Origin of the sequence: Sphingobium sp. LMA1-1-1.1 (assembly GCF_040676365.1) — a bacterium.
Taxonomy (GTDB): domain Bacteria; phylum Pseudomonadota; class Alphaproteobacteria; order Sphingomonadales; family Sphingomonadaceae; genus Sphingobium.
Genome location: NZ_JBEGHS010000056.1, coordinates 107,201 through 129,859, shown reverse-complemented (window position 1 = coordinate 129,859; position 22,659 = coordinate 107,201). Strand labels below are relative to the sequence as shown.

Genomic DNA, 22,659 nt, shown 5'->3' with positions numbered 1-22,659 from the left:
CTGGTAATTAACCGTCTTTGAGGAGCGTTGGCTGGTCAAACTGTGGTGAAGAAGGGGCGGAAGGAGCCTTCCGATACGGCCTGAAAAGCACCGTTCCCAAGGCTGCCCAGAAAATCCCGACGATCACCGCCCAGCGGACGGCCGTGACCAGGGCGTCGCCCGACCGCACCCAGCGCCGCCCGGCCGGAAGCGTGGCGCCCAGTGCATCCGCGACGAATTGCGGGGTATCAGCGGTCCACTGCTCCGGTTCAAGCGGCGCAGCGGGATCCGCCAGCCAGAGCCGGTCATCGACAAGGTCGGCGTCCGCGACCATGGTCACGCTGCCCTTGCCCACGCCGCAGCGCGCCACCAGTCCACGCCCGATGATGCGGCAGTCGGATCCCGCATCCTTGAAACCGGAGGCCGCATACAAAGTGAGCACCCGGCCGTCTCCCAGGAAATGGCGCTTTTCCCCCGCCTCGGGCGGCATGAGTTTGACGCCCCAATATTCGATCATCGCCCCAAGCAGGGTGATGGCTGGCGGCCGCCGCCGGTCACCCAATGGCAATTCCATCGGCCAATGCAGTTCAGGATCCACCAGCAGCAAGGCCCTGCCGCCCCGGCTGATCCAGGCGTTCAGCGCCACCAGTTCGGCCATTGAAAAAGCCCGCGGCTGGGCCAGCAGGAGCGTCCTGGCCCCGCTGGTTTCGAGCGAAAGCGGAGAATCGAGCGGCCGCACGTCGAACCGCTGGCGAAGGACGGTAATGATGGGAGCATCCACTTTGGCCTCGCCGCGCCAGAAAAGCGGCAGGCCGGTGATCACAGCCATTTTGGGAAGATGGGTCGCTGGCTGAACGGGGGGATCCCTGGCGAGCCAGCACATTGCCACGGCCAGCAAGGCCAGGCCGGCCCCGGCGATCCGCCCTGCCCCGGCCGTTGCAGGAGCCCGCAACATCAATCCTGCAATCACGGCCACCAGCACCACCGCAAGCAACCAAGTCAGCGGCACCAAGGCCGGCACGCGCCAGGCCGCCAGGAACAGGCAGGACAGCACCATCCCAACCGTCCCCAACCCGATCCACCAGACGGCGCCCTCCGTTCGGCGCCTCCCGATCAGAGCCGCCGCCGGGATCAACAGCAATGCCGGAGCCATCCACCCGCGGGGATCGACCTGCCCGGTGCGCAACAGCGATGCCAGCCCGCCAAGCAGCACCAGCAGGCCCGGCGCAAGCAGAAGCAGAAATGTCCGCAGGGCAGCCTTCAAGCCGACGCCGCCGGCTCAGCGCGAAGCCGGCTGAATCTCACGATCCATGGGTTTCTTGAGATTGGGGTCCGGTTGCAGGTCGGGCACGATCGGCGCCTGTTCCGGGGCGGGCTGCACGCCCAGTTCCGCCAGGGGCTCCTTGGGCGACACCGCGTTCACGTCCAGCGTGGGAACGGTCGGCGGCGGCACCGTCGGATCATCGACCCGCGCCTTGTCGATCACGATATTCGCCAGACCCACGAGCAACACCACGCCCGCAAGCCCGGTCAGGCCTATCTGGACACGCTGCAACCCTTCCTGTTGGCGGGGTGTTTCAGCCATGAAGCGCTCTTTTTTCTCGCCGCCGCGACCCTTGTCGGCGCTCAACGAGTGTGCGCGAGCCAGGGGAAGACAGTCAAGCCCTTCGATTCGAGCCACTCGCGGTTGTAAAGCGTTGAAAGGTAACGAAATCCGGTATCGCACAGAATAGTGACGATCCGCTTGCCCGGCCCAAGCTGCTTCGCAAGCGCCACCGCGCCCGCGACATTGATGCCCGACGACAGGCCCAGGCACAGCCCTTCATCGGCCAGCAGACGCCGCACCCAGAGCAGCCCTTCCTCATCGGAAATGCGGAACTGCGTATCGATCGGCGCGCCTTCCAGATTGGCGGTGATGCGCCCCTGCCCAATGCCCTCGGCCACCGAAGACCCCTCGGCCTTCAACTCGCCATGGGCATAATAATTGTAGAGCGCCGCGCCATGAGGATCGCTGAGCGCAATGGTGATATTCTCGTCATGCGCCTTCAGGCCCAGCCCCACGCCGGCGATCGTCCCACCCGTGCCCGCCGCGCAGGTGAAGCCGTCGATCTGCCCGTCCATCTGCGTCCAGATCTCTTCGGCCGTGCCGATGATATGCGCCTTGCGATTGGCGATATTGTCGAACTGGTTGGCCCAGATCGCGCCTTCGGTCTCCTCCGCCAGCCGCCGGGACGTGTGGACGAAATGGCCGGGATTGGAATAGGGCGCGGCCGGCACCGTCACCAGTTCCGCCCCCAGCGCCCGCAGCGTGTCCATCTTTTCGCGGCTCTGCGTCTCGGGCATGACGATGATCGTCCTGTAGCCCTTGGCATTTGCCACCAGCGCCAATCCGATGCCGGTATTCCCCGCCGTACCTTCGACAATCGTACCGCCGGGCTGCAACAGCCCCTTTTCCTCGGCGTCATTGACGATGAACAGCGCCGCGCGATCCTTCACCGAAGCGCCCGGATTGGCGAATTCGCATTTGGCGTAAATGTCGCAACCCGTTTCTTTCGACGGGCCGGCAAGACGCACCAACGGCGTGTTGCCAATCAGGGCGAGACTATCTTTCTGAACCAGCATCGCCTCCGCATAGCGGACCAGACACGCGCTTGCCAAGCAACGGATTGATGACCGCGCGAAAGTCACGATTGTCGGCACCCGCGTTAAGCCTTGCATCATCCATCGTCCCAGAGCGGGACAGGCGCGATTCCGCAGAGGAACTGGCAAGGCTTTTCCCCTATGAGGAGCGCCAGCATGCGGATTTTCAGGGAAAAATGGGGTCTGAAAGGCCTTTGGACGGCGGCAAGGCATGGCGTCGCCGTCATGCTTGTGCTGCTCGCGCTCGCAGCGCCTCGCCTGATCACCGCAGCGCCGCTGGACCTGCTGGCCGCCCGCGAGGCGCAGGATGATCCTGCCGAGAAGCCCGGAGAGAATTTCCCCGGATCAGCCTTCTTCTTCGCCCAGGGCGCCTTCGATCCCGTCCCCGGCGCAGCCACGCTGCAAAGCGAGCATGTGCTGGGGCTTGACGCCGTGCAGGCCGCCCCCGCCATGGCCTTTCGCGGCCTGACGGCGCTCGACAGCTATCGGGCGCTCAACTGCCTGACGTCCGCCATCTATTATGAGGCGGGCAGCGAGCCGGAGGAAGGGCAGCGCGCCGTGGCGCAAGTCGTCCTGAATCGCGTCCGCAATCCCGCCTGGCCCAAAAGCGTCTGCGGCGTCATCTACCAGGGATCTGAACGCACCGATTATCGCTGCCAGTTCACCTTCAGTTGCGATGGTTCCATGATGCGCGTGGCGGATACCGCTGGGTGGGCCCGCGCGCGCCGCATCGCCGCCCAGGCGCTTGCGGGCATGGTCTATCGGCCCGTCGGCCTCGCCACCTATTATCATACCCTGGCCGTGCGACCGGAATGGGCCGGCGCGATGCGGCCCGTAGCCGTGATCGGCGCGCATATCTTCTACCGTCCGCCCGGCGCGGACGGCACAGCCGCCGCCTTCCGCATGGCCTATATGGGGCGGGAGACGCAGTCAGGGCCTGCTCGCTCTGTCTGGAAGGCGGATGCTCCCTTGCCCGCTTCGGCGGTGACAACCATCACGCCTTCACCGCCTGTCAGTGCGATTGCGCCGCCCCTGCCCGTACCGGGAACCAGCCTGCCGCAATCCGGCATCAGGCCCGAATATCGCAACAGCGGGCGTCCATTGATCTGATCGCCGCACCTTTTTTTTGCAAGGCAGTCCGGATTTTTTACGGTTTCCATGGCGAAAACCATTTAAGTATTTGAAATAATTTGAAATAAATTTCCGAACATTTTTCCCGACCTGCGGAACCGAATGCCGCCTCCGATGGTTCTGCACTGCGGATAGCAAATCTTTTGCCCCCCGCTCTTGCTATCCAAAAAAACATGAGCCCGGAACGCATCTCCCCCCCCCGACGCGTTCCGGGCTCAGAACTTTTCGGGCAATCCACGCATATCAGAGATATTTTCGCTTTCGGAACGCTTTGCCGACCGGCGGGTTGTTTCCTGGTCACCGGCATAAGCCCCGGTTGAACCATGTCCTGCCCGCAACGCAGGACAAGGGCTCTCATGAGGAGATGATGATGACCAGGAAGATATTAGCCGCGCTTTTGCTGACAGGTTCATTGATGGTCGCGGCATGCAACACGGTCGAGGGCGCCGGCAAGGACGTGCAAAGCGCCGGCCAGGCAGTCGAAAACGCCGCAAACTGATCATTGGAAAGGCTCGCTTCGCCGCGAGCCTTTTCCCCTTCAGCTTGCTGCGTCGGCTGCTTCACCGGGAGCCATATCCTTCACCCGCTTCCTGTCAGTGAACCAGATGGCGATGATGGTGATTTCGTAAAGCGCCAGCAGCGGCACAGCGAGCATGAGTTGCGAAACGACATCGGGCGGAGTCAGGACCGCGGCAAGCACGAAAGCCGCAACGATCATGTAGCGCCGCAAACCGATCAGTTGCGACCGGCTGACAAAACCGGCCCGGTTGAGCAGCATCAGCAGCACCGGCATCAGGAAACTGATGCCAAAGGCGAGGATGAACTGCATCACCAGCCCCAGATAGCTGTCCGCACTCGGCAGCGCTTCCACCTGCAATCCACTGCTGTTCCCCTGAAATTCGAGGAAGAAGTGGAAAGCCGTGGGCATCACCACGAAATAGGCAAGCGATGCGCCCATGGCGAACAGGAAAGGCGTCGCGATAATAAAGGGCAGCAGCGCCTTTTTTTCCTTCGCGTAGAGCCCCGGTGCGACAAAGGCCCAGAGCTGGTTCGCGATGATCGGGAAGGACAGGCAGAAGGCGCCGAAAACCGCGATCTTCACCTGAACGAAAAAGGCCTCATAGAGCTTGGTATAGACCAGCCGCCCACCACCGTCGCCAAAGGCTTCCTTGAGCGGATGGACGAGGATCGCGAACAGTTGTTCGGAGAAATAGAAGCAGATGGCGCCCGTGATGAACAGCGCATAGACGCATTTGAGCAACCGTCCACGCAGCTCGATCAGATGGTCAAGCAGCGGTGCCTTGCTGTCGTCGATATCCTTCATGCGGCCGCATCACCCTTCCGCGCCGGTTCCTGCGCGACATAGGGCGGACCCTCGGCGGCCGGCCGGGCGATATGGGGCGGCGCTTCACTGGCAGGGGCAGCTTCGGCGACGAAGGGCGGGACGTCCCCGGATGATGTGGATGCGGCCGGCGCCGGCAAGGCTTCGCTTTCGCCGATGCTGTCAGGCCCGGTGATTTCAGAGCCAGTCATTTCAGGCCGCACGGTTTCCGGCGGATGCTCATCCATGATCCGCTTGTTCTGCGCGGCCCATTTCTTTTCCAGCTCCTCCAGCTCGACCTCGCGAACCATCGCGTCGATGCCGGTACGGAAATGGCGCGCCATGGACTGCGCCTTGCCCACGATCTGCCCCACCTTGTAGAGCGCGCGCGGCAGGTCCTTCGGACCGATGACGATCACCGCGATGATGACGATCACCAGAAGTTCAGACGAATCGATACCAAACATGCGTGCCTACAGCCCCGGCAGAAGGAAAGATCAGGCCTTGGTCTTTTCTTCCGTTGCGGTGGGCGCGTCCTGTTCGGGCACGCGATGACCCTCGATGCGCGTGGCGGGCTTGGTCGGGACATCGTCCTCCTCCATGCCCTTCTTGAAGCTCTTGATGCCCTTGGCAACGTCGCCCATCAAGCCGGAGATCCGGCCACCGCCGAACAGCAGCATGACCACCAGGAGAACGATGACCCAGTGCATCAGCGAAAAGGAACCCATTTGAACACACTCCTGAAACTGCGTCTCATCTAGAGTGATTTCGACTGAAATGGAACCATTTCACAGCCTGGAAATCACGGCAAACAAAACCCGCAGATCATGTTTTGGCCCTAATGGACCAAGCATGATCTAGGCGTCTTCCTCATCATTTTCCACAACGGATTGGGCGCCCAGACCCTCAAGCGCCAAATCGACCGGATCCAGGAGGCCGGCGGCTCGCAGATCGTCGATCCCGGGCAGGTCCCGGCGGCTGCCAAGGCCGAAATGCGACAGAAATTCCACCGTCGTGACGTAGATCAGGGGCCGTCCCGGCACCTCCCGGCGCCCGGCGGGCCTGATCCACCCTGCCTCCATCAGCACGTCCAGAGTGCCTTTCGCCACCTGAACGCCGCGAATGCCCTCTATCTCGGCGCGACTGACGGGTTCATGATAGGCGATGATCGCCAGCGTTTCCATGGCGGCACGCGACAGCTTGCGCGTCTCGTCCTTTTCCCGACGAAGAATATGGGAAAGGTCGGCCGCCGTCTGGAAATGCCAGCGTCCGCCCCGTTCGACCAGATTGACGCCGCGCCCGGCATAATGCGCGCTCAAGCTTGCAAGCGCGGCAGGCAGATCGCCTGCCTCTCCCACATGCAGCCTGATCTCCGCCGGGGCCAGCGGCTGTTCCGACACGAACAGCACGGCCTCCACCGCGCGAAGGAAATCATCCTCTTCCTCGATCACAACAGGCGCCCCGCAGTCGATTCCGGCACGGCGGCGCGCAGGAAAATGGGTTCGAAAATCCCTTCCTGCTGGATTTCGAGCCGCCCCTGCCGCGCCAGTTCCAGCGCGGCGACGAAACTGCTGGCCAGCGCCGATCGTGCCATTGGCCCATCCTGCCCGCCTGGCAGGAAGGCTTCAAGCGCGGTCCAGTCGATCGCCGCCCCCACCAAGGTGCCGACACGCTGTATCGCCTCGTCCAGGGTCATGACCGGCCGGACCGCGACCATATGCACCACTGGCTGCGTCCGCGCGCGGACCTGGCCGTAGGACTGGATCAGGTCGAACAGGCTGGCCGCCCATTTCGCCTTGCGGACGAGGCGCAAGCCCTCCGGCTTTTCCCGGACAAACACGTCGCGGCCGACACGGTCGCGCGCCATCAGCCGGGCACCCGCCTCCCGCATCGCCTGAAGCCGCTGGAGCCGCAATTGCAGCCGCAGCGCCAATTCCTCGGGGCCGGGTTCGGGCTGCGCCTCCCTGGGCAGCAGCAGCGAGGATTTGAGATAGGCCAGCCAAGCCGCCATCACCAGATAGTCGGCCGCCAGTTCCAGCTTCAGCTTCCGCGCGCCCTCGATATGGGCAAGATATTGTTCGACCAGCGCAAGGATGGAGATCTCGCGCAGATCGACCTTCTGCGTCCGCGCCAGAGCCAGCAACAGGTCCAGCGGCCCTTCCCAGCTTTCAAAGCTGACGGTCAGCGTGTCCGGCCTGGGCGCTGCGGCGGGGGTGAAGAAATCCTCCATCGTCAAAGCGGCACGTTCCGCCCGTCAGCGCACCGTTTCACGCCGGCACCATGGCCAGCAGCGCGTCGCGAGTGGCGAGCAGTTCGTCCAGCGGCGGACCGTCGGGCGCGGCGCGCCTCGACGCCATCGCACGGTCCAGCCTCGCCCTGGCCTCCACGCCGATCTCCGGCAGCAGGCCTGCAATGCCCACCATGTCGTCCATCCGCCCCCAGCAGTTGAGGGCAAGATCGCAACCCGCCGCCACCGTCGCCGCCGCCAGTTCGGGAATACTGCCCTTCAGCGCCTTCATGTCGAGATCGTCGGACATCAACAGCCCGTCGAAACCGATCCGCCCACGGATGATCGTGTCGATCACGGAAGGCGAAAGGCTGGCCGGCAGATCCGGATCCCAGGCGGTGTAGACGACATGCGCCGTCATTCCGATGGGCGCGTCCTTCAACGCCTGAAAGGGCGCCAGGTCGATCGCCAGCGCATCCTCGTCGGCCGTGACGATGGGCAGTTCATGATGGCTGTCGACCATCGCGCGGCCATGACCCGGCATGTGCTTGATGATGCCGACCACGCCCTCCTCGGCGAGCCCTTCGATCACGGCCCTTCCCAAGGCCGCGACCCGCATCGGCTCTGCGCCCAGGGTACGGTCACCCATGATGTCGCTCGCCCCATCCTGCCGCACGTCGAGCAACGGCAGCGCATCGACCGTGATCCCGACCTCCGCCAGGGTCGCGGCAATGGCCCGTGCATTGGCCCGGGCCGCGGCAATGGCGCTGGACGGCGCTATCTCATAGAGCCTGTCGAACAGCGCGCCGGGAGGGAAGCTGGGCCAGACCGGTGCCTGCATCCGCGCCACCCGGCCGCCTTCCTGATCGATCATGATGAGCAGATCGTCACGACCATGCAGCGCGCGCAGGTCGTCGGTCAGGGCGCGAAGCTGCGCGCGATCCACGATATTGCGCCGGAAGAGAATGTAACCCGCCGGATCGGCCTCCGCGAAAAAGGCGCGTTCGTCGGATGTCAGGGTCTCACCGCAAAGGCCAAAGATAACGGGTTTCATGCGAAGCGATGGTAGCGGGTGAAAGAAGCCCTGTCGAAGGGGTTATTCCGGCCTTGCGGCGTGATTTCCCAATATTGGTTGCGGGATAGGAAGCTCAGTGGCTTCAGGGCCGAACGAAACGGTCGCGATGGGGCCCTTCAAACCAGATCGCCCTTCGCCCCTAATTGACCACCATACAGCTTTCGCCCGCGACCTTGAGCTTGCCGCAAAGCGTACTGGCCTGCCCGCCTGCCGCGGCGCGCAGGCGATAGACCGTGCTGCCGCCCACTTCCGCCTGCTCGATCGACATCGGCAACGGCTCCAGATAGGTAAAACGCTTGGACAAACGCTTCCACGCATCCTTGGCAAACGCCTGGTTCCCATAGGCGCCAAGCTGGATCATGCCGCCGCCTGCGGGCCGCGCCGCCGCTGCCGCCGGCCTGGCGCTGGTCTCATCCGTCACCCGCGCCGTGACGCTTTGCGCCGGCTTGCCCTTCACGGCGGGGCGCGCATTGTCCGCCGATCCGGTCGGCACGATCGGCGCCTCCGGCACGCGGGTGGGGTCGATTCGCCCGTCGCGCGCCACGCCCTCGCTCGCCGCATAGCTGGCATCGCCCTCGCCATCGAATTTCTTGGCGTCGGCTTCCTTGGCGGGAATCTTGTAGTCCCCGGCGGGCGCGGCAATCAGCTTGCCTTCGCCCCTGGCGCCGCCGGTCCGGTTCTGGATCAGCCAGACCCCCGCGACGACAGCGCCGATCAGCACCAGGCCAAAGAGAATGAAGCCCAGCAGCCGCAGCGGCGAGAGCCCCTGCTCCTCCTCATCCTCGATGGCGGGCTCCAGCCAGGGCAGACGCTCTTCATCGTCCAGGTCCAGCCTTCCCCGCGCATAGTCGCCCATCTCGATCAAACTCCGCCGGTCATTGCATCTCGGTCAGGGCCGCAACGCCCATCAGCGCCAACCCGTTACGGATGATCTGCCCGATTCCCCGGCTCAAGAAAAGCCGCGCGGAAGTAGTGGCCGGATCATCCGTCAGGATGACCCGCGCCTGCGGATTGTCGTTGCCGAGATTCCACCAGCTATGGAAGGCAGATGCCAAGTCATTGAGATAAAAGGCAATACGATGCGGCTCACGGGCCAAAGCTGCCCCTTCCACCACGCGCGGGAACTGCGCGGCGAGCTTCACCAGCCCCAATTCCTCCGTCCCAAGGCGGGACAGGTCGGGCGCAGGCAGGGCGATCCCCGCCTCTTCCGCCCGTCGTCCCAGCGAACTGATGCGTGCGTGGGCATATTGCACGTAGAAGACGGGATTGTCCTTCGACGCCTCCACCACCTTGGCAAAGTCGAAGTCCATCTGGGCATCGGCCTTGCGGGTCAGCATGGTGAAGCGGACCACATCCTTGCCGACTTCGCGGACCACATCGGCGAGCGTCACGAAATTGCCGGCCCGCTTGGACATCTTCACCGGCTCGCCGTCGCGCAGCAGGCGCACCATCTGGATCAGCTTGACGTCGAAGCGCGCCTTGCCCTCGGTCAGCGCGGCGACCGCCGCCTGGATGCGCTTCACCGTGCCGCCATGGTCCGCGCCCCAGATGTCGATCAACTGGTCAGCCGTCTGCGCCTTCTGGTAATGATAGGCCATGTCGGCGCCGAAATAGGTCCAGCTACCGTTGGACTTCCTGATCGGGCGATCCTGGTCGTCTCCGAATTTCGTCGAACGGAACAGCGGCAGCTCGACCGGCTCCCAATCCTCGGGCGTCTCGCCCTTGGGCGCTTCCAGCACGCCGTCATAGACCAGGTCATGCGCGCGCAACCATTTTTCGGCCGCTTCGGGCTTGCCCGCTGCCTGCAACTCGGCCTCGGAAGAGAAGATGTCGTGGTGAATGCCCAGCAGCGCCAAGTCGCTGCGGATCATCTCCATCATCGCCGCGACGGCCTGGGTGCGGAACAGCACCAGCCATTCGCCCTCCGGCGCGCCCACATATCTGTCGCCATATTGGGCGGCCAGCGCCTGGCCCACCGGCACCAGATAATCGCCGGGATAAAGGCCTTCGGGAATTTCTCCCACCGCTTCGCCCAATGCCTCGCGGTAGCGCACATGCGCCGACCGGGCGAGCACGTCTACCTGCCCCCCGGCATCGTTGATATAATATTCGCGGATCACCTTGTGCCCGACATGTTCCAGCAACGTGGCGAGCGCGTCGCCCACCACCGCGCCCCGGCAATGGCCCATATGCATGGGGCCGGTCGGATTGGCGGACACATATTCGACGTTGACGGTCACGCCCTCCCCGGTCGAGGAACGGCCATAATCCTCCGCCTCGGCATGGATGGCGGCCAGCTCCGCGCGCCAGGTGGCGTCGGTCAGCTTCAGGTTGATGAAGCCCGGTCCGGCGATGGACGCGCCCTCGACCTCGTCCAGCTTTTCCAGCCCCGCGACGATCTTCTCCGCCAGGCTGCGCGGATTGCTGCCGGCTGGCTTGGCGAGCACCATGGCGGCGTTGGTGGCAAGGTCGCCATGACCCGGATCACGCGGCGGTTCGACCGTCACCGGCTTGCGGTTGAGACCGGCGGGCAGCGTGCCGTCAGCCTCCAGCGCGTCGAGCACGGCGTCGAGATGGGCGGTGAAACGGTTGTAAAGAGACACTGGGGCGAACTTTCTACCAGGACCCGTTCACCCTGAGCCTGTCGAAGGGTCGCCCTCTTTCAGAAGAAACAAGGGCTTCGACAAGCTCGGCCCGAACGGGGAAATGAACTGAGCTTAGCGGGTCGCGTTGTAACGGAGCTGATCCTGGGTCAGGTTGAAACCCACGAGCAGCTCGAAACTGGTTCGCTGCAGGGCCGCCTTGACCTCCGGCTGCGCGAAGGGGTCGATCGCGGCATCGGCATCGCCGGCCTTGCGCTTTTCCGTGATCTTGCGCTGGACGTCGGCAGGCAATGTCGCGGCAGCCTTGTTCACATAGGAACCCGCCTTGGCGGTCGCGGTGGCGCGATATTGCCCGGCCGGGAAATCGAGCACCACCTGGCCCACGCGCTTGGCGACGACCGCGTTGCCGCCCCGCACAACGGCGGAATAATAGGGCAGCGTCACCTGCCGTGCCGCGCTCGCGTCACTGCGGCGGGCGTTCACGGTGAAGGTCGCCTCGGTATAAAGCTGGTCCCCGTCCGAACAGGTCGAGCGCAGATTGGTGATTTCCGCCACCACGTCGATCGCGCGGGCATCCGTGCTGCCCGCCGGGTTGAACAGCGTGACGTCGCCGGTCTGCGCCGGGATCGCCGCGACGGGACAGGCCGAGCGCACGGCCACGATGCCGCCCGTGGGATCGATTTCGCCCCGCTGGGAACAGCCCGCAAGGGCCATGGCGATCATTCCGGTCAGCGCAAATCGAGAAAAGGTCACAGGCAATCCCTTGGGAACAGGCGTTGGGCTTCTTATCCATAGCCCGTCCCCCACGCAACTCAAACTGCACAGCGCCGCAAGTAAGCGGCTTTCCACCAAAGCCGCATTGGTCTAAGCGGCGGGCATGACCGCCCTTCCGCCCATGAAGCTGCTGATCGCCGCCCCGCGGGGCTTTTGCGCCGGTGTCGACCGCGCCATCGTCATCGTCGAAAGGGCGATCGAGAAATATGGCGCACCTGTCTACGTCCGCCATGAGATCGTCCATAACAAATATGTGGTCGACGGGCTGAAGGCGAAAGGTGCGATCTTCGTCGAGGAACTGGACCAGGTTCCCGAAGGCGTACCCGTGGTGTTTTCCGCCCATGGCGTGCCCAAGACGGTCCCGGCCAGGGCGGAGGAACGCGGGCTCGACTATCTCGACGCCACCTGCCCGCTCGTCAGCAAGGTCCATCGCCAGGCCGAACGGCAGGTGGAGGTGGGGCGCCATATCCTCTTCATCGGACACCGGGGCCATCCGGAGGTGATCGGCACCTTCGGCCAGGTCGAGCCGGGCCATATGACCCTCATCGAAACGGTGGAGGATGCCGAAGCCTTCACCCCTGCCGATCCGGACAATCTCGCCTTCCTGACGCAGACGACCCTGTCGGTGGACGACACCGCAGCGATCGTCGCAACGCTCCAGCGCCGCTTCCCGGCGATCCATGCGCCCAAAGGCGAGGATATCTGCTACGCCACCTCCAACCGGCAGGCCGCGGTGAAGGCAATCGCCGCCCGTTGCGACGCCGTGTACGTGATCGGCGCGCCCAACAGTTCCAACTCCCTGCGGCTGGTGGAGGTGGCCGAGCGCGAAGGGGCGCCGGCCCGACTGATCCAGCGCGCCGACGACATCGACTTCGCCTGGCTGGATGGCGTCGGCACGCTGGGCCTTACCGCCGGCGCCTCCGCACCCGAGGTTCTGGTGCGCGAAGTGGTCGACCGGATCAGCGAACGATTCTCCGTGCTGGAGGAACAGGTCGAAACCGCGCGGGAAAGCGTTGCCTTCAAACTCCCCCGCGGACTGGAGGCCGCGTAGATCCATGGCCGTCTATACCCAGGTTCCCGCCGAACAGATCGACGCTTTCCTCACCCGCTACGACGCCGGACACCTCGTCTCCGCCAAGGGTATCGCGGAAGGGGTGGAAAACAGCAATTATCTGCTCGAAACCACCGGCCCGGACGGGCAGGGCCACCGCTATATCCTCACCCTTTATGAAAAGCGGGTGGATGAGGCGGACCTGCCCTTCTTCATGGACCTGCTCGACCATCTGGGCGCACGCGGCTGCCTGGTGCCCCGTTTCATCGCGGATCGGCAGGGGAAGCGACTGCAACAGCTCGCCGGACGCCCGGCCTGCCTGATCGAATTCCTGACCGGCATCTCCGTGACGGAGCCGACCGTGGGCCAGGCCCGGGCGGCAGGCGCTGCGCTGGGCGAGATGCACCGCGCGGCGGAGGGATTCGCCGGCACCCGCCGCAATGCCCTCGACCTCCCCGGCTGGCATGAGCTGGCCGCCAGATGCGGCGCAGACTTCGACCAGATCGCGCCTGGACTGGGCGCGCGCGTGGCGGTGGAACTCGCTTTTCTCGACGCCCATTGGCCGGCAGACCTGCCCCGCTCCGTGATCCATGCCGATCTCTTTCCCGACAATGTGCTGATGCTGGGCGACCAGGTGACGGGCCTCATCGACTTCTATTTCAGCTGCACCGACATCCGCGCCTATGATCTGGCCGTCACGCACAGCGCCTGGGTGTTCAGCAATGACGGCGCGACATGGTTCGGGGATCGGGCAGCGGCGCTCGGTGCCGGCTATCGCGAAACGCACGGCCTGACCGAAGCCGAACGCGACGCTTTCCCTGTTCTCTGTCGCGGCGCGGCGCTCCGCTTCCTGCTGACGCGCGCCTATGACTGGATCAACACGCCGGCCGATGCGCTGGTGACGCGCAAGGATCCGCTCGCCTATCTGCGTCGCCTTGAATTCTACGCCAATGCCGACCCGGCCATGTTGCTCGGCGCATGAGCGCCCTTCCGCAGGTCGAGATCTTCACTGACGGCGCGTGCAAGGGCAATCCCGGCCCCGGCGGCTGGGGCGCGGTACTGCGCTTTGGCGAGACGGAGAAGGAAATTTCCGGCGGTGAAACGCTGACCACCAACAACCGCATGGAGATGATGGCGGCCATGCAGGCCCTGGAAACGCTGAAGCGCCCGTGCCAGGTGACCCTTTACACCGACAGCAAATATGTGATGGACGGCATCACCAAATGGGTCTTCGGCTGGCAGAAGAACGGCTGGAAGACAGCCGACAGGAAGCCGGTCAAAAATGCGGAACTCTGGCAGGAACTGGTCAAGGCCGCTGCCCGCCACAAGGTGACCTGGCAATGGGTGAAGGGCCATGCCGGCCACCCGGAAAATGAACGGGCCGACCAGCTCGCCTGCGCCGCGGCGGAACAGTATCGTCAATAGATAGGCTGGCCTTCGCGAACGGCTGACACCCCCCGGCTGCCCGCGACGGGCGCGATCCGGTCAGGATTGAAGGCCGTCATCCTTGTCCAGGGGATTGCGGCCGAAGACATTGCCCGCCGGATAATAGCGGCAGACCAGATAATCGTAGCTTTGCCCCTCCGCCAGGGCGCAGCCGACCTTGCGCGTGCCGCGCCAGATGATCTGGGTATAATGGCCGACATCCTCCCATCGGCCGGTGACGCTGACATCGGGCAGCTTGCCGCTCCGCCGGAACCAGCGCTTCTCATCAAGGAAGGAGCCGACCATCAGCTGATAATCATAAAGGCCGCGCGACCCCATCCAGAGATTTTCGCCGCTCGGAATGGTACGGCTGGAACGGGCGGAATGGCGGAAAATATTGGTCTGCGCCATTTGCCGCGCATAGCGGGCCGCATCAGCGGCCAGGGCGCTGTCCCAGGCCAATGGCGCAAGCCCCAGCGATTCCCGCTCTTCATTCTGCATGCCCAGCACGACGTCCTGCATCAGGCGGTCGTCCCGGTCCGCTTCCTCCAGCCCGTAATAGGACGCTGGCCTTGCCGGCGGCAATTGCCGCATCCCCGATGACGGCTCCGCATCGCCCTGCGCCGCCGCTGTCGCCAGCAGGCCCAGGAGTGCTAGAGCGGGTTTCGATCTGATTGAATCAGATCGCCGCTTTGAATTCCTTGTTTTCCGCGATTTCTTGACCAGCGATCGGTTCCGATCGCTTGGAAATCGCTCTGGCCGCGCGGGCCAAAGCCGCCTAAGAACGCCTCCAATCATGTCCCCCGCCCTTCTCAGTCCCGACAATGCGGCCGATGAGCCCATAGCCTTATATGTGCATTGGCCATTTTGCGTTTCCAAATGTCCTTATTGCGATTTTAACAGCCATGTCCGGGCCAGCATCGACGGCGATGCCTGGCGTGCGGCGTTGCTGAGCGATCTGGCCCATGAAGCCGCGCTGAACGGCGGCCGCCGGCTTTCTTCCATCTTCTTCGGCGGCGGCACGCCATCGCTGATGCCGCCCGACATTGTCGGCGCGCTGATCGACGCTGCGACCCGCCATTGGCGGCCGACAAGCGACATCGAAATCACGCTGGAGGCCAATCCCAGCTCGGTCGAGGCCGCCCGATTCGCTGACCTGGCGGCGGCTGGCGTAAACCGCGTATCGCTGGGCCTTCAGTCGCTGGAGAATGAGGCGCTGCATTTCCTCGGCCGCGCGCATGACGTGCGGGAGGGGCTGGCGGCATTGGAGGTCGCCCAGTCGACCTTCGGCCGGGTGAATTTCGACCTGATCTATGCCCGTCCCGATCAGAGTCTGGCGGATTGGGAGAGCGAACTGGCGTGCGGACTGTCCTTCGGCACCGACCACCTCTCGCTCTATCAACTCACCATCGAACCGGGCACCCGCTTCGCGACGCTGGTGGCGCAGGGCAAGCTGAACCCGGCCGATCCGGACCATGCCGCCGATCTTTACGAACAGACGCAGGCCATGACGGCCGCCGCTGGCATAAGGGCTTATGAGATCAGCAACCACGCCCGGCCCGGACAGGAAAGCCGGCATAACCTGACCTATTGGCGCTATGGCGATTATGTCGGCGTCGGGCCCGGCGCGCATGGCCGGCGCGACGGACTGGCGACGCTGCGCCACAGGAAGCCGGAAAACTGGATGAGCGCCGTAACGCGCAGCGGCCACGGCCTGCAAGGCGAGGAACCGCTTGATGGCCGCGACCGGGCCAGGGAAGCGCTGCTGATGGGACTGCGCCTTGCCGAAGGCGTGGATCTGGATCGTATCGCGCGCCTGTCGGGATTGCCCATCGACATGCTGGTCGACAGGCACGCAATCGCGCGGATTGCGGGGCATGGCATGATCCGCCAGGACGGGCAGCGGCTTCGCATCGACCCGGCCGGAATGCTGCTGCTCGACGCCATCCTGCCGGAGATTGTGGCGGTCTGAACAACGGATATGGGGCACGCTGCGTCAAATCCGATGCAGGTCGCGCATTCCGCTTCCTGGTTTCGCACCTGCCCCAATCAGGCCCCGCTTCAGTCAGGCCTGACTCACTCCTCCCCGTCCATTTGCGCAATCTCCTTGTCCAGATCGCGCAAGACTTCGGCGCGGATCTTGTCCGACATCCGGGCCGCCGCCGCGATCTGGGCGCGGGCCGCGATCAATCCTGCGCGGGCAGCGCGGTTGGCCTGCCCCTCTATCTGGTCCTGACAAATCCGGACACGGATGTGGCGGCGGCCATCGGCGTCCACCGTCTCCTGCCGACTGACGCTCTTGCCGTTCTCGCAACCATTGGCGATGTCGACATTCGGTATCTTGCGGCGGATTTCCGCTTCGCTCGGCATGGCATGGGACATGACGCGTTCGCCCTCATCGCCCAGGGCGGTGGGAGGCGACGGCGGAACGGGCGGGACCGGCGGCGCCACATCGGCCACGGGCGCAGCCGGAGCGGGAGGAGCGGGAGGAACCGAGGGCAGCGATGCCGTCTCCCCGGCTTGTCCGGCAGGGGATTGCGAGTGGGTTGCGGCAGCGATTTTCGGCGCTTGGGATGGTGCAATCTCGCTGGCGGAAGCAGGCTGGGCAACCAGATCGGCCAGCCTGCCGAAATTCATCGACTCCACCTTGTCGGTGATCGCGGCGACCTGTCGCGCCGCCCGGGTGCCGGACGCAGTCAGGGCCAGGCCCGACGCGGTCACCAGGGCGACCGCCGCCATGCCCCAACTGATGCGGCACAGCGACATTTCATGGGCAGACAGCATTTTCAGCCTCCCTTTCAGCGCGGTTATGCGATTGAGATGGCAGGCGCCGGCGAACCGGCGACCCCCAGCAGCCTTCAGGATGGCGCGCCCATAGGCATGCGCCTGATCCCGGCCATGGAGCGAGAGCACCCGCGCATCGCAAGCCTGCTCCTGATCCGCGCGATAGGCATGATAGGCGACCCAGGCGATCGGATTGCACCAGTGCAGGTCCAGCAGCAGCAATGCGACCATGTTGGCGGCCAGATCCCCGCCCTGATGATGGGCGCGCTCATGGGCGATCGCCATCGCCTGCTCCTGCGGGTCGAACCGCAGCGCGAAATCGGCGGGCAGCGCGATGACAGGACGGATAAGCCCGAAGGCCAGCGGTCCGCCCGCCTTCGGGCTGGTGACGATGCGGATGCGACCCTCCTCGCCGATCAGCGTCGCTCCATTGAGGATGAAATGGCGGAAGCGGACATAGCCGATCGCCTGCACCATCAGGAAAAGGACGAAGCCCAGCAGCCAGAGCGAAACGGCGATCTCCAGCCAGGGAATGCCCGATCCGGACTGAAGGGGCAGCGTCACCGGCGCCGGATCCAGCAGGGTCGGCAAGCCCGCCTGATCGGCCGCCTGCTGCAAGGGCGAAGGGTTGGCGACTCCCCGCGGCAAAGCGGGCAAGGTCATGCGGGCAAGCGGCAGCAGCCAAAGCCAATAGGCCGCCTTTGCACCCAGCCAGCGCGCAACCGGTCGCCGCAGCAGCATGACCAGCGCCATCAACAGGGTAGTCGCGATCAGCGTTTCTGCGATCCAGACGCTCATGATTTCAACCCTTTCAGGATTTCCTCAAGCTCGGCGATATCCTCCGCCGTCAACTGGTCCTGGCTCGCAAGCTGCGCCACCAGAGGCGACACGCGCCCGCCGAACAGCCGGTTCACGAACCGCCCCGACTCGCCTGCAACATACTCCTCCCGCGCGACGAGCGGGCGATATAAAAAGCGGCGGCCATCCTGATCGGCAGCAATGATATCCTTGGACATCAGCCGGGACAGCAGGGTCTTGACGGTCTGGACGCTCCACTCGCGCCCGGCGGCGACCCGCTCGGCCACGTCGGCGGCGGTCTGGGGCGCGCGTGCCCACAGCGCCTCCATCACCACCAGTTCGGCCTCGCTGATCTTCTCGCTCACAGGGTTCATCCGTACCAGAATCGACTACAGATGTAATCGCATTGATTACATCTGTAGTCAAGCCATTCCCCGGACTGTCGCCATATTTTACATTCTATGGATCAGCTTCATGGACATTAACCCTCAGACAGCGCGCTAAGGGCCGATTTCCGCTGGCTGGCACAGGCTTTGCGTTTCCAGCCTCATACCCGATCGTTCGACTACCCGGGAGGATGCGGCACCAGTCTCCGCCGCATCCTCCCACCCGGTTTTCCCAGCCCAACGCCGAACGTCAACCCGCGTCACAAGCATGAAAAAAGCGGCCCGGATGACCGGACCGCCCATTCAGCATGCTAATAAAAGGCGTTCAGTTGGCCGCTGCGACGCCCTGGTCGGTCATCAGCTGCTGCAATTCGCCAGCCTCGTACATCTCCATCATGATGTCGCTGCCGCCGACAAATTCGCCCTTCACATAAAGTTGGGGAATGGTTGGCCAATCGGAAAAGGTCTTGATGCCCTGACGGACCCCTTGGTCCTGCAAGACGTCGACGCTTTCATAAGCGACGCCCAGATGTTCAAGGATCGCGATGGCGCGGCTGGAAAAGCCGCATTGCGGGAACAGCGGGGTGCCCTTCATGAAAAGCACGACATCATTGCCGTTGACGATGTCGGCGATCCGCTGCTGCACGGCGTCGGTCATTATCTGATCCATTCCTGTCAGGCGCCAATCCGGCGCGCTCAATATGATGGCGGTTAATTGGGGACGGCAGTGGTCAGTTGCAAGGCGTGGAGCACACCGCCCATGCGCCCGCCCAACGCGGCATAGACGGCCCGCTGCTGAGCGACGCGGCTCATGCCCCGAAAGCTCTCTGCCACGACCTTCGCCGCATAATGGTCCCCGTCGCCCGCAAGATCGGTGATCTCCACCTGCGCATCGGGGATGGCGGCGCGGATCATGTCGGCAATGTCATCGGCGGCCATCGGCATGGCGAAAGGTTCCTGACGCTTATTGGGCTTCGATGAACATGCGGCGGGCAATGACCTGCTGCTCGTCCAGCGCGGCGCGAACGCCCGCTTCGTCGATGTCGATGCCGGCCTGGGTCATGTCGCCCAGCAGCTTGCGTATAACATCCTCGTCGCCCGCCTCTTCGAAATCAGCCTGCACGACGGCCTTGGCATAGGCGTCCGTTTCTTCGGGCGTCAGGCCCATCTTCGCCGCCGCCCATTCGCCCAGCAGCCGGTTGCGCCGCGCCTGGATGCGGAACTGCATCTCCTGGTCATGCGCAAACATGTTTTCAAAGGCCTTTTCGCGGTCGTCGAAGGTAGTCATGCCTGTACCCTGTAAGAGGTGAAATGGATCATCGATCCGAAATAGGAAGATCGGGACGCTTACGCAACGGCGGGGACGAGCCAGGGGCGCGTGCCGGCGTCCTTTGCCTCGAATGCGCTGATGGTGTCCGCCTGTCCCAGCGTCAGCCCGATTTCGTCCAGACCGCCAAGCAGGCAGTGTTTGCGAAACGGGTCGATCTCGAACTGGAAGCGATCCTGGAACTGCGTCGTGACCGTCTGATGTTCCAGGTCGACATGGATGGGGTCGGTGCGGGCAACATCCATCAACCGGTCGATTGCCTCCTGCGGCAGGACCACCGTCAAAATGCCGTTCTTGAATGCGTTGCCGGAGAAAATATCGGAGAAGCTGGGCGCGATCACGACCTTGATGCCCAGGTCGGCGAGCGCCCAGGCGGCATGTTCGCGGCTGGACCCGCACCCGAAATTGTCGCCCGCGATCAGGATCGGGCTGCCCGCATATTCAGGATCATCGAAGACATTGCCCGGCTCCTTGCGCAACACCTCGAAAGCGCCCCTGCCCAGGCCCGCCCGCGAAATGGTCTTGAGCCAATGCGCCGGGATGACGATGTCGGTGTCGACATTCTTCATCCCGAACGGATAGGCCCGGCCGTCGACGATATTCAGCTTTTCCATCAATCCGCCTGTTTGCTCGCCGGGCGTGGCGTATCTTCCGCGCGTCCCAGGGTCGCCGCCATGGCAGCACTCGCCAGCGCGCCCAGCGCCAGCAGCCAGAATACCTTCTTCATGCGACCGCCTCTCCCCTTTTTTCACTCATCAGTTCGCGTACGTCCGTGAGATGTCCGGTGACGGCGGCGGCAGCGGCCATGACGGGCGAGACGAGATGCGTCCGCGACCCCGGCCCCTGCCGACCCATGAAATTGCGATTGCTGGTGGAGGCGCAGCGCTCCCCGGCCGGCACCTTGTCCGGGTTCATGCCCAGGCAAGCGGAGCAGCCCGGCTCCCGCCATTCGAACCCGGCCTCGGTGAAAATGCGGTCGAGACCTTCGGCCTCCGCCTGACGCTTGACCAGCCCGGAGCCGGGAACCACCATCGCATGCTTGATGCCGCTGGCGATGCGGCGTCCCTTGAGCAGGTCGGCTGCGGCGCGCAAATCCTCGATACGGCTGTTGGTGCAACTGCCGATGAAGACATGCTCGATCGCCACATCTTCCATCCGCTGTCCGGCAGAAAGGCCCATGTAATCAAGCGATTTCTGCGCGGCCGCCCGCTTGGACGCGTCCGCGAAACTCTCCGGATCGGGTACCACGCCAGTCACCGGCACAACATCCTCCGGGCTGGTGCCCCAGGTGACGTTCGGCACGATGTCGGCGGCATCGATGACGACGCTCTTGTCGAATACGGCGCCTTCATCGGTCGCCAGCGTCTTCCAATAGGCGACGGCAGCATCCCAGTCGGCACCTTTGGGTGCCAGCGGCCTGCCCTTCAGATAGGCAAAGGTCTTTTCATCGGGCGCGAACAGGCCGGACCGCGCGCCGGCCTCGATCGACATGTTGGCGACGGTCAGCCGTCCCTCGATCGACATGTCGCGGAACACCGATCCGCGATATTCCATGACATAGCCGGTGCCGCCGGCAGTGCCGATCCGCCCGCAAATAGCCAGCGCAACGTCCTTGGGCGTGACGCCATAGCCCAACTCGCCCTCGACGACGACTTCCATCGTCTTCGACTGCTTGAGCAGCAGCGTCTGGGTGGCCAGCACATGTTCCACCTCCGACGTGCCGATCCCGAAGGCCAGCGCGCCCAGCGCACCGTGCGAGCTGGTGTGGCTGTCACCGCAGACCAGAGTGGTGCCAGGCAGGGTGAAGCCCTGTTCCGGCCCGACGACATGGACGATGCCCTGTTCGGGATCCGCGTCGCCGATCAGGCGGACGCCGAATTCCGGCGCGTTCCGTTCCAGCGCCGCCAACTGCTGCGCGCTTTCCGGATCGGCAATGGGAATGCGGTGGCCCGCCGCGTCGCGTCGCGCTGTGGTGGGCAGATTGTGATCCGGCACCGCCAGCGTCAGGTCAGGCCGCCGCACCTTGCGACCGGCAAGCCGAAGCCCCTCGAACGCCTGGGGGCTCGTCACCTCATGCACGAGATGGCGATCGATATAGATCAGGCAGGTTCCATCGGGACGGCGTTCGACGACATGCGCGTCCCAAATCTTCTCGTAAAGGGTGCTGGGCTTGACCATAATGATTTCCCCTAGACCCAGACAGGGGAAGGGAAAAGGGTAAAAGCAGCCAATTTTTGCTGTTGTGGGAGATAATCGGCCGCACCTAGCGTCCAGCCCGGCTCTCGGCCAGTCGCAGCTCAGGCGGCGCGATGGTCCGCCACGATGCGCCCGGCCGCTCCAAGCTCCGCTTCATGGCTTTCCTCGCGCCATGTTTCGGCAAGCGCCGCGCTTTCCCATTCCCGCATGGCGGGCAGCGCCAGCATATGCCCGACCCAGCCCAGCGCCGTCTGGCCGATGTTGAGGCCATAGGTCCGCACCCGAAAAGCGACCGGCGCATAAAAGGCGTCGACGGCTGTAAAGGCGGGTCCGGCCAGGAATGGTCCGCCGAAACGGGACAGTCCTTCCTCCCACAATTCGGTCAGCCGGGCGATGTTGCGGTTCAGTGCGGGCGAAGGCAAATGCGGCTCCACTCGCACGCCGACATTCATCGGGCAATCATTGCGCAGGGTGGCGAAGCCGCCATGCATTTCCGCCACGGCCGATTGCGCCCAGGCCCTCGCCGCCTCCTGCCTTGGCCAGACCTCCGCATGCCTGTCCGCCAGGTAAAGGGTGATGCCCAGCGAATCCCACACCGTCCTGTCCCCATCGATCAGGACCGGCACCTGGCCCGTGGGAGAAAATTCACGGAAAGCGACGTAGTTTTCGGCAGCGGCAAAAGGCTCCATCCGGTCGCTGAAGGGAATGGCCAGCGCCTTCATCAGCACCCAGGGGCGCAGCGACCAGCTCGAATAATTCCGGTTGGCGGTGATGAGGGTGTAGGGCATCGGCTCCTCCGGTGAACGCGGAACCGCAATAGCCCCGCCCGCCCGAATGCGAAACCCGGAACCGGCGAGGGTTTCACAAGCTGGCCTTATAAAAAAACGACCCGGAGCACGAAGCTCCGGGTCGTCAAGTCCTTCCACCCTGCTCGCGGGAACT

27 protein-coding genes are annotated in these 22,659 nt (G+C 64.2%); 6 read left to right on the top strand and 21 right to left on the bottom strand.

From position 1 onward, the window contains the following. Positions 1-7: 7 nt before the first annotated feature. From MRBLMA1_RS19735 to MRBLMA1_RS19725, 3 genes are read right to left on the bottom strand one after another with little or no spacing between them, the layout of a single operon-like run. Entirely contained in the window at positions 8-1,243 is a 1,236-nt protein-coding gene (locus tag MRBLMA1_RS19735; RefSeq protein ID WP_363739181.1) for a Gldg family protein, read from the bottom strand. Between the two features lie 15 nt (positions 1,244-1,258). After that, positions 1,259-1,564, bottom strand: coding sequence for a hypothetical protein (locus MRBLMA1_RS19730; RefSeq protein ID WP_133653697.1), 306 nt, complete (start codon positions 1,562-1,564; stop codon positions 1,259-1,261). 41 nt (positions 1,565-1,605) lie between these two features. Continuing rightward, the gene (locus tag MRBLMA1_RS19725) at positions 1,606-2,601 is read right to left on the bottom strand and encodes a cysteine synthase A (RefSeq protein ID WP_363739281.1); all 996 of its coding nucleotides are present in this window, start codon (positions 2,599-2,601) and stop codon (positions 1,606-1,608) included. 174 nt (positions 2,602-2,775) lie between these two features. Here MRBLMA1_RS19725 and MRBLMA1_RS19720 point away from each other — a divergent pair, with 174 nt between their 5' ends. Continuing rightward, positions 2,776-3,729 (top strand): cell wall hydrolase, encoded by a 954-nt coding sequence (locus MRBLMA1_RS19720; RefSeq protein WP_414714780.1) that lies wholly within the window; start codon positions 2,776-2,778, stop codon positions 3,727-3,729. A 391-nt stretch (positions 3,730-4,120) separates the two neighbouring features. Next, entirely contained in the window at positions 4,121-4,249 is a 129-nt protein-coding gene (locus tag MRBLMA1_RS19715; RefSeq protein WP_025546951.1) for an entericidin A/B family lipoprotein, read from the top strand. Positions 4,250-4,288: 39 nt separating this feature from the next. Here the strand turns inward: MRBLMA1_RS19715 and tatC are convergent, their stop codons facing one another. The 9 genes from tatC to MRBLMA1_RS19670 all read right to left on the bottom strand — a co-directional run bounded on the left by tatC (position 4,289) and on the right by MRBLMA1_RS19670 (position 11,699). Beyond that, entirely contained in the window at positions 4,289-5,074 is a 786-nt protein-coding gene (gene tatC / locus MRBLMA1_RS19710) for a twin-arginine translocase subunit TatC (protein ID WP_363739178.1), read from the bottom strand. Next, the gene (tatB, locus tag MRBLMA1_RS19705) at positions 5,071-5,538 is read right to left on the bottom strand and encodes a Sec-independent protein translocase protein TatB (RefSeq protein WP_363739176.1); all 468 of its coding nucleotides are present in this window, start codon (positions 5,536-5,538) and stop codon (positions 5,071-5,073) included. Before tatB ends, tatC begins: the two co-directional genes overlap by 4 nt. A 30-nt stretch (positions 5,539-5,568) precedes the next feature. Then, a complete protein-coding gene (locus MRBLMA1_RS19700) occupies positions 5,569-5,799 on the bottom strand; it encodes a twin-arginine translocase TatA/TatE family subunit (protein ID WP_133653693.1) in 231 nt (76 codons plus the stop codon). Between the two features lie 129 nt (positions 5,800-5,928). Then, entirely contained in the window at positions 5,929-6,522 is a 594-nt protein-coding gene (gene scpB / locus MRBLMA1_RS19695) for an SMC-Scp complex subunit ScpB (RefSeq protein WP_363739174.1), read from the bottom strand. Then, a complete protein-coding gene (locus MRBLMA1_RS19690; protein ID WP_363739277.1) occupies positions 6,519-7,301 on the bottom strand; it encodes a segregation and condensation protein A in 783 nt (260 codons plus the stop codon). Before MRBLMA1_RS19690 ends, scpB begins: the two co-directional genes overlap by 4 nt. A gap of 37 nt (positions 7,302-7,338) precedes the next feature. After that, on the bottom strand, positions 7,339-8,352 hold the full coding sequence (nagZ, locus tag MRBLMA1_RS19685) for a beta-N-acetylhexosaminidase (protein WP_363739172.1): 1,014 nt from the start codon (positions 8,350-8,352) through the stop codon (positions 7,339-7,341). A 160-nt stretch (positions 8,353-8,512) separates the two neighbouring features. After that, on the bottom strand, positions 8,513-9,229 hold the full coding sequence (locus MRBLMA1_RS19680; RefSeq protein WP_363739275.1) for an SPOR domain-containing protein: 717 nt from the start codon (positions 9,227-9,229) through the stop codon (positions 8,513-8,515). Positions 9,230-9,248: 19 nt separating this feature from the next. Beyond that, the gene (gene argS, locus MRBLMA1_RS19675; RefSeq protein ID WP_133653690.1) at positions 9,249-10,976 is read right to left on the bottom strand and encodes an arginine--tRNA ligase; all 1,728 of its coding nucleotides are present in this window, start codon (positions 10,974-10,976) and stop codon (positions 9,249-9,251) included. A gap of 114 nt (positions 10,977-11,090) precedes the next feature. Next, positions 11,091-11,699 carry a hypothetical protein gene (locus MRBLMA1_RS19670; RefSeq protein ID WP_363739273.1) on the bottom strand — a complete coding sequence of 203 codons (609 nt, stop codon included), beginning with the start codon at positions 11,697-11,699 and terminating at the stop codon, positions 11,091-11,093. A gap of 154 nt (positions 11,700-11,853) precedes the next feature. On the opposite strand from MRBLMA1_RS19670, the gene ispH reads away from it, so the two are divergent. From ispH to rnhA, 3 genes are read left to right on the top strand one after another with little or no spacing between them, the layout of a single operon-like run. Then, complete coding sequence (ispH, locus tag MRBLMA1_RS19665) at positions 11,854-12,801, top strand: 4-hydroxy-3-methylbut-2-enyl diphosphate reductase (protein WP_363739170.1); 948 nt, start codon at positions 11,854-11,856, stop codon at positions 12,799-12,801. A 4-nt stretch (positions 12,802-12,805) separates the two neighbouring features. Further along, entirely contained in the window at positions 12,806-13,783 is a 978-nt protein-coding gene (thrB, locus tag MRBLMA1_RS19660; RefSeq protein WP_363739168.1) for a homoserine kinase, read from the top strand. Further along, positions 13,780-14,226 carry a ribonuclease HI gene (gene rnhA, locus MRBLMA1_RS19655; RefSeq protein ID WP_133653687.1) on the top strand — a complete coding sequence of 149 codons (447 nt, stop codon included), beginning with the start codon at positions 13,780-13,782 and terminating at the stop codon, positions 14,224-14,226. The genes thrB and rnhA overlap by 4 nt, the downstream gene beginning before the upstream one ends. 60 nt (positions 14,227-14,286) lie before the next feature. Here the strand turns inward: rnhA and MRBLMA1_RS19650 are convergent, their stop codons facing one another. After that, positions 14,287-14,820: a CAP domain-containing protein gene (locus tag MRBLMA1_RS19650; RefSeq protein ID WP_363739165.1), complete on the bottom strand. Its 534-nt coding sequence runs from the start codon at positions 14,818-14,820 to the stop codon at positions 14,287-14,289. 202 nt (positions 14,821-15,022) lie between these two features. On the opposite strand from MRBLMA1_RS19650, the gene hemW reads away from it, so the two are divergent. Then, positions 15,023-16,198 carry a radical SAM family heme chaperone HemW gene (hemW, locus tag MRBLMA1_RS19645; RefSeq protein ID WP_363739163.1) on the top strand — a complete coding sequence of 392 codons (1,176 nt, stop codon included), beginning with the start codon at positions 15,023-15,025 and terminating at the stop codon, positions 16,196-16,198. A gap of 104 nt (positions 16,199-16,302) precedes the next feature. On the opposite strand, the gene MRBLMA1_RS19640 is transcribed toward hemW, so the two are convergent. The 8 genes from MRBLMA1_RS19640 to MRBLMA1_RS19605 all read right to left on the bottom strand — a co-directional run bounded on the left by MRBLMA1_RS19640 (position 16,303) and on the right by MRBLMA1_RS19605 (position 22,505). Then, positions 16,303-17,808 carry a M56 family metallopeptidase gene (locus MRBLMA1_RS19640; RefSeq protein ID WP_363739161.1) on the bottom strand — a complete coding sequence of 502 codons (1,506 nt, stop codon included), beginning with the start codon at positions 17,806-17,808 and terminating at the stop codon, positions 16,303-16,305. Next, complete coding sequence (locus MRBLMA1_RS19635; RefSeq protein ID WP_363739159.1) at positions 17,805-18,182, bottom strand: BlaI/MecI/CopY family transcriptional regulator; 378 nt, start codon at positions 18,180-18,182, stop codon at positions 17,805-17,807. Before MRBLMA1_RS19635 ends, MRBLMA1_RS19640 begins: the two co-directional genes overlap by 4 nt. 337 nt (positions 18,183-18,519) lie before the next feature. Continuing rightward, positions 18,520-18,852, bottom strand: coding sequence for a Grx4 family monothiol glutaredoxin (gene grxD / locus MRBLMA1_RS19630; RefSeq protein WP_363739157.1), 333 nt, complete (start codon positions 18,850-18,852; stop codon positions 18,520-18,522). 53 nt (positions 18,853-18,905) lie between these two features. Next, complete coding sequence (locus MRBLMA1_RS19625; RefSeq protein ID WP_056683730.1) at positions 18,906-19,139, bottom strand: BolA/IbaG family iron-sulfur metabolism protein; 234 nt, start codon at positions 19,137-19,139, stop codon at positions 18,906-18,908. A 19-nt stretch (positions 19,140-19,158) separates the two neighbouring features. Then, positions 19,159-19,482 carry a DUF1476 domain-containing protein gene (locus tag MRBLMA1_RS19620; protein ID WP_025546988.1) on the bottom strand — a complete coding sequence of 108 codons (324 nt, stop codon included), beginning with the start codon at positions 19,480-19,482 and terminating at the stop codon, positions 19,159-19,161. Positions 19,483-19,541: 59 nt separating this feature from the next. Then, complete coding sequence (gene leuD, locus MRBLMA1_RS19615) at positions 19,542-20,135, bottom strand: 3-isopropylmalate dehydratase small subunit (RefSeq protein WP_363739154.1); 594 nt, start codon at positions 20,133-20,135, stop codon at positions 19,542-19,544. A 109-nt stretch (positions 20,136-20,244) separates the two neighbouring features. After that, positions 20,245-21,699, bottom strand: a complete 1,455-nt coding sequence (leuC, locus tag MRBLMA1_RS19610) for a 3-isopropylmalate dehydratase large subunit (protein WP_363739152.1) — start codon at positions 21,697-21,699, stop codon at positions 20,245-20,247. 119 nt (positions 21,700-21,818) lie between these two features. Continuing rightward, on the bottom strand, positions 21,819-22,505 hold the full coding sequence (locus MRBLMA1_RS19605) for a glutathione S-transferase family protein (protein WP_363739150.1): 687 nt from the start codon (positions 22,503-22,505) through the stop codon (positions 21,819-21,821). Between the last annotated feature and the right edge of the window lie 154 nt (positions 22,506-22,659).

Coding starts and splice junctions, on each gene's coding strand:
- grxD (WP_363739157.1), bottom strand. CDS start 18,852: ATGACCGACGCCGTGCAGCAGCGGATCGCCGACATCGTCAACGGCAAT.
- MRBLMA1_RS19635 (WP_363739159.1), bottom strand. CDS start 18,182: ATGAACCCTGTGAGCGAGAAGATCAGCGAGGCCGAACTGGTGGTGATG.
- nagZ (WP_363739172.1), bottom strand. CDS start 8,352: ATGAAACCCGTTATCTTTGGCCTTTGCGGTGAGACCCTGACATCCGAC.
- MRBLMA1_RS19720 (WP_414714780.1), top strand. CDS start 2,776: ATGCGGATTTTCAGGGAAAAATGGGGTCTGAAAGGCCTTTGGACGGCG.
- rnhA (WP_133653687.1), top strand. CDS start 13,780: ATGAGCGCCCTTCCGCAGGTCGAGATCTTCACTGACGGCGCGTGCAAG.
- ispH (WP_363739170.1), top strand. CDS start 11,854: ATGACCGCCCTTCCGCCCATGAAGCTGCTGATCGCCGCCCCGCGGGGC.
- leuD (WP_363739154.1), bottom strand. CDS start 20,135: ATGGAAAAGCTGAATATCGTCGACGGCCGGGCCTATCCGTTCGGGATG.
- MRBLMA1_RS19640 (WP_363739161.1), bottom strand. CDS start 17,808: ATGAGCGTCTGGATCGCAGAAACGCTGATCGCGACTACCCTGTTGATG.
- tatC (WP_363739178.1), bottom strand. CDS start 5,074: ATGAAGGATATCGACGACAGCAAGGCACCGCTGCTTGACCATCTGATC.
- MRBLMA1_RS19605 (WP_363739150.1), bottom strand. CDS start 22,505: ATGCCCTACACCCTCATCACCGCCAACCGGAATTATTCGAGCTGGTCG.
- thrB (WP_363739168.1), top strand. CDS start 12,806: ATGGCCGTCTATACCCAGGTTCCCGCCGAACAGATCGACGCTTTCCTC.
- MRBLMA1_RS19725 (WP_363739281.1), bottom strand. CDS start 2,601: ATGCTGGTTCAGAAAGATAGTCTCGCCCTGATTGGCAACACGCCGTTG.
- MRBLMA1_RS19715 (WP_025546951.1), top strand. CDS start 4,121: ATGACCAGGAAGATATTAGCCGCGCTTTTGCTGACAGGTTCATTGATG.
- MRBLMA1_RS19670 (WP_363739273.1), bottom strand. CDS start 11,699: ATGATCGCCATGGCCCTTGCGGGCTGTTCCCAGCGGGGCGAAATCGAT.
- MRBLMA1_RS19730 (WP_133653697.1), bottom strand. CDS start 1,564: ATGGCTGAAACACCCCGCCAACAGGAAGGGTTGCAGCGTGTCCAGATA.
- MRBLMA1_RS19620 (WP_025546988.1), bottom strand. CDS start 19,482: ATGACTACCTTCGACGACCGCGAAAAGGCCTTTGAAAACATGTTTGCG.
- MRBLMA1_RS19625 (WP_056683730.1), bottom strand. CDS start 19,139: ATGCCGATGGCCGCCGATGACATTGCCGACATGATCCGCGCCGCCATC.
- MRBLMA1_RS19680 (WP_363739275.1), bottom strand. CDS start 9,229: ATGGGCGACTATGCGCGGGGAAGGCTGGACCTGGACGATGAAGAGCGT.
- leuC (WP_363739152.1), bottom strand. CDS start 21,699: ATGGTCAAGCCCAGCACCCTTTACGAGAAGATTTGGGACGCGCATGTC.
- tatB (WP_363739176.1), bottom strand. CDS start 5,538: ATGTTTGGTATCGATTCGTCTGAACTTCTGGTGATCGTCATCATCGCG.
- hemW (WP_363739163.1), top strand. CDS start 15,023: ATGTCCCCCGCCCTTCTCAGTCCCGACAATGCGGCCGATGAGCCCATA.
- MRBLMA1_RS19650 (WP_363739165.1), bottom strand. CDS start 14,820: ATGCGGCAATTGCCGCCGGCAAGGCCAGCGTCCTATTACGGGCTGGAG.
- MRBLMA1_RS19690 (WP_363739277.1), bottom strand. CDS start 7,301: ATGGAGGATTTCTTCACCCCCGCCGCAGCGCCCAGGCCGGACACGCTG.
- MRBLMA1_RS19700 (WP_133653693.1), bottom strand. CDS start 5,799: ATGGGTTCCTTTTCGCTGATGCACTGGGTCATCGTTCTCCTGGTGGTC.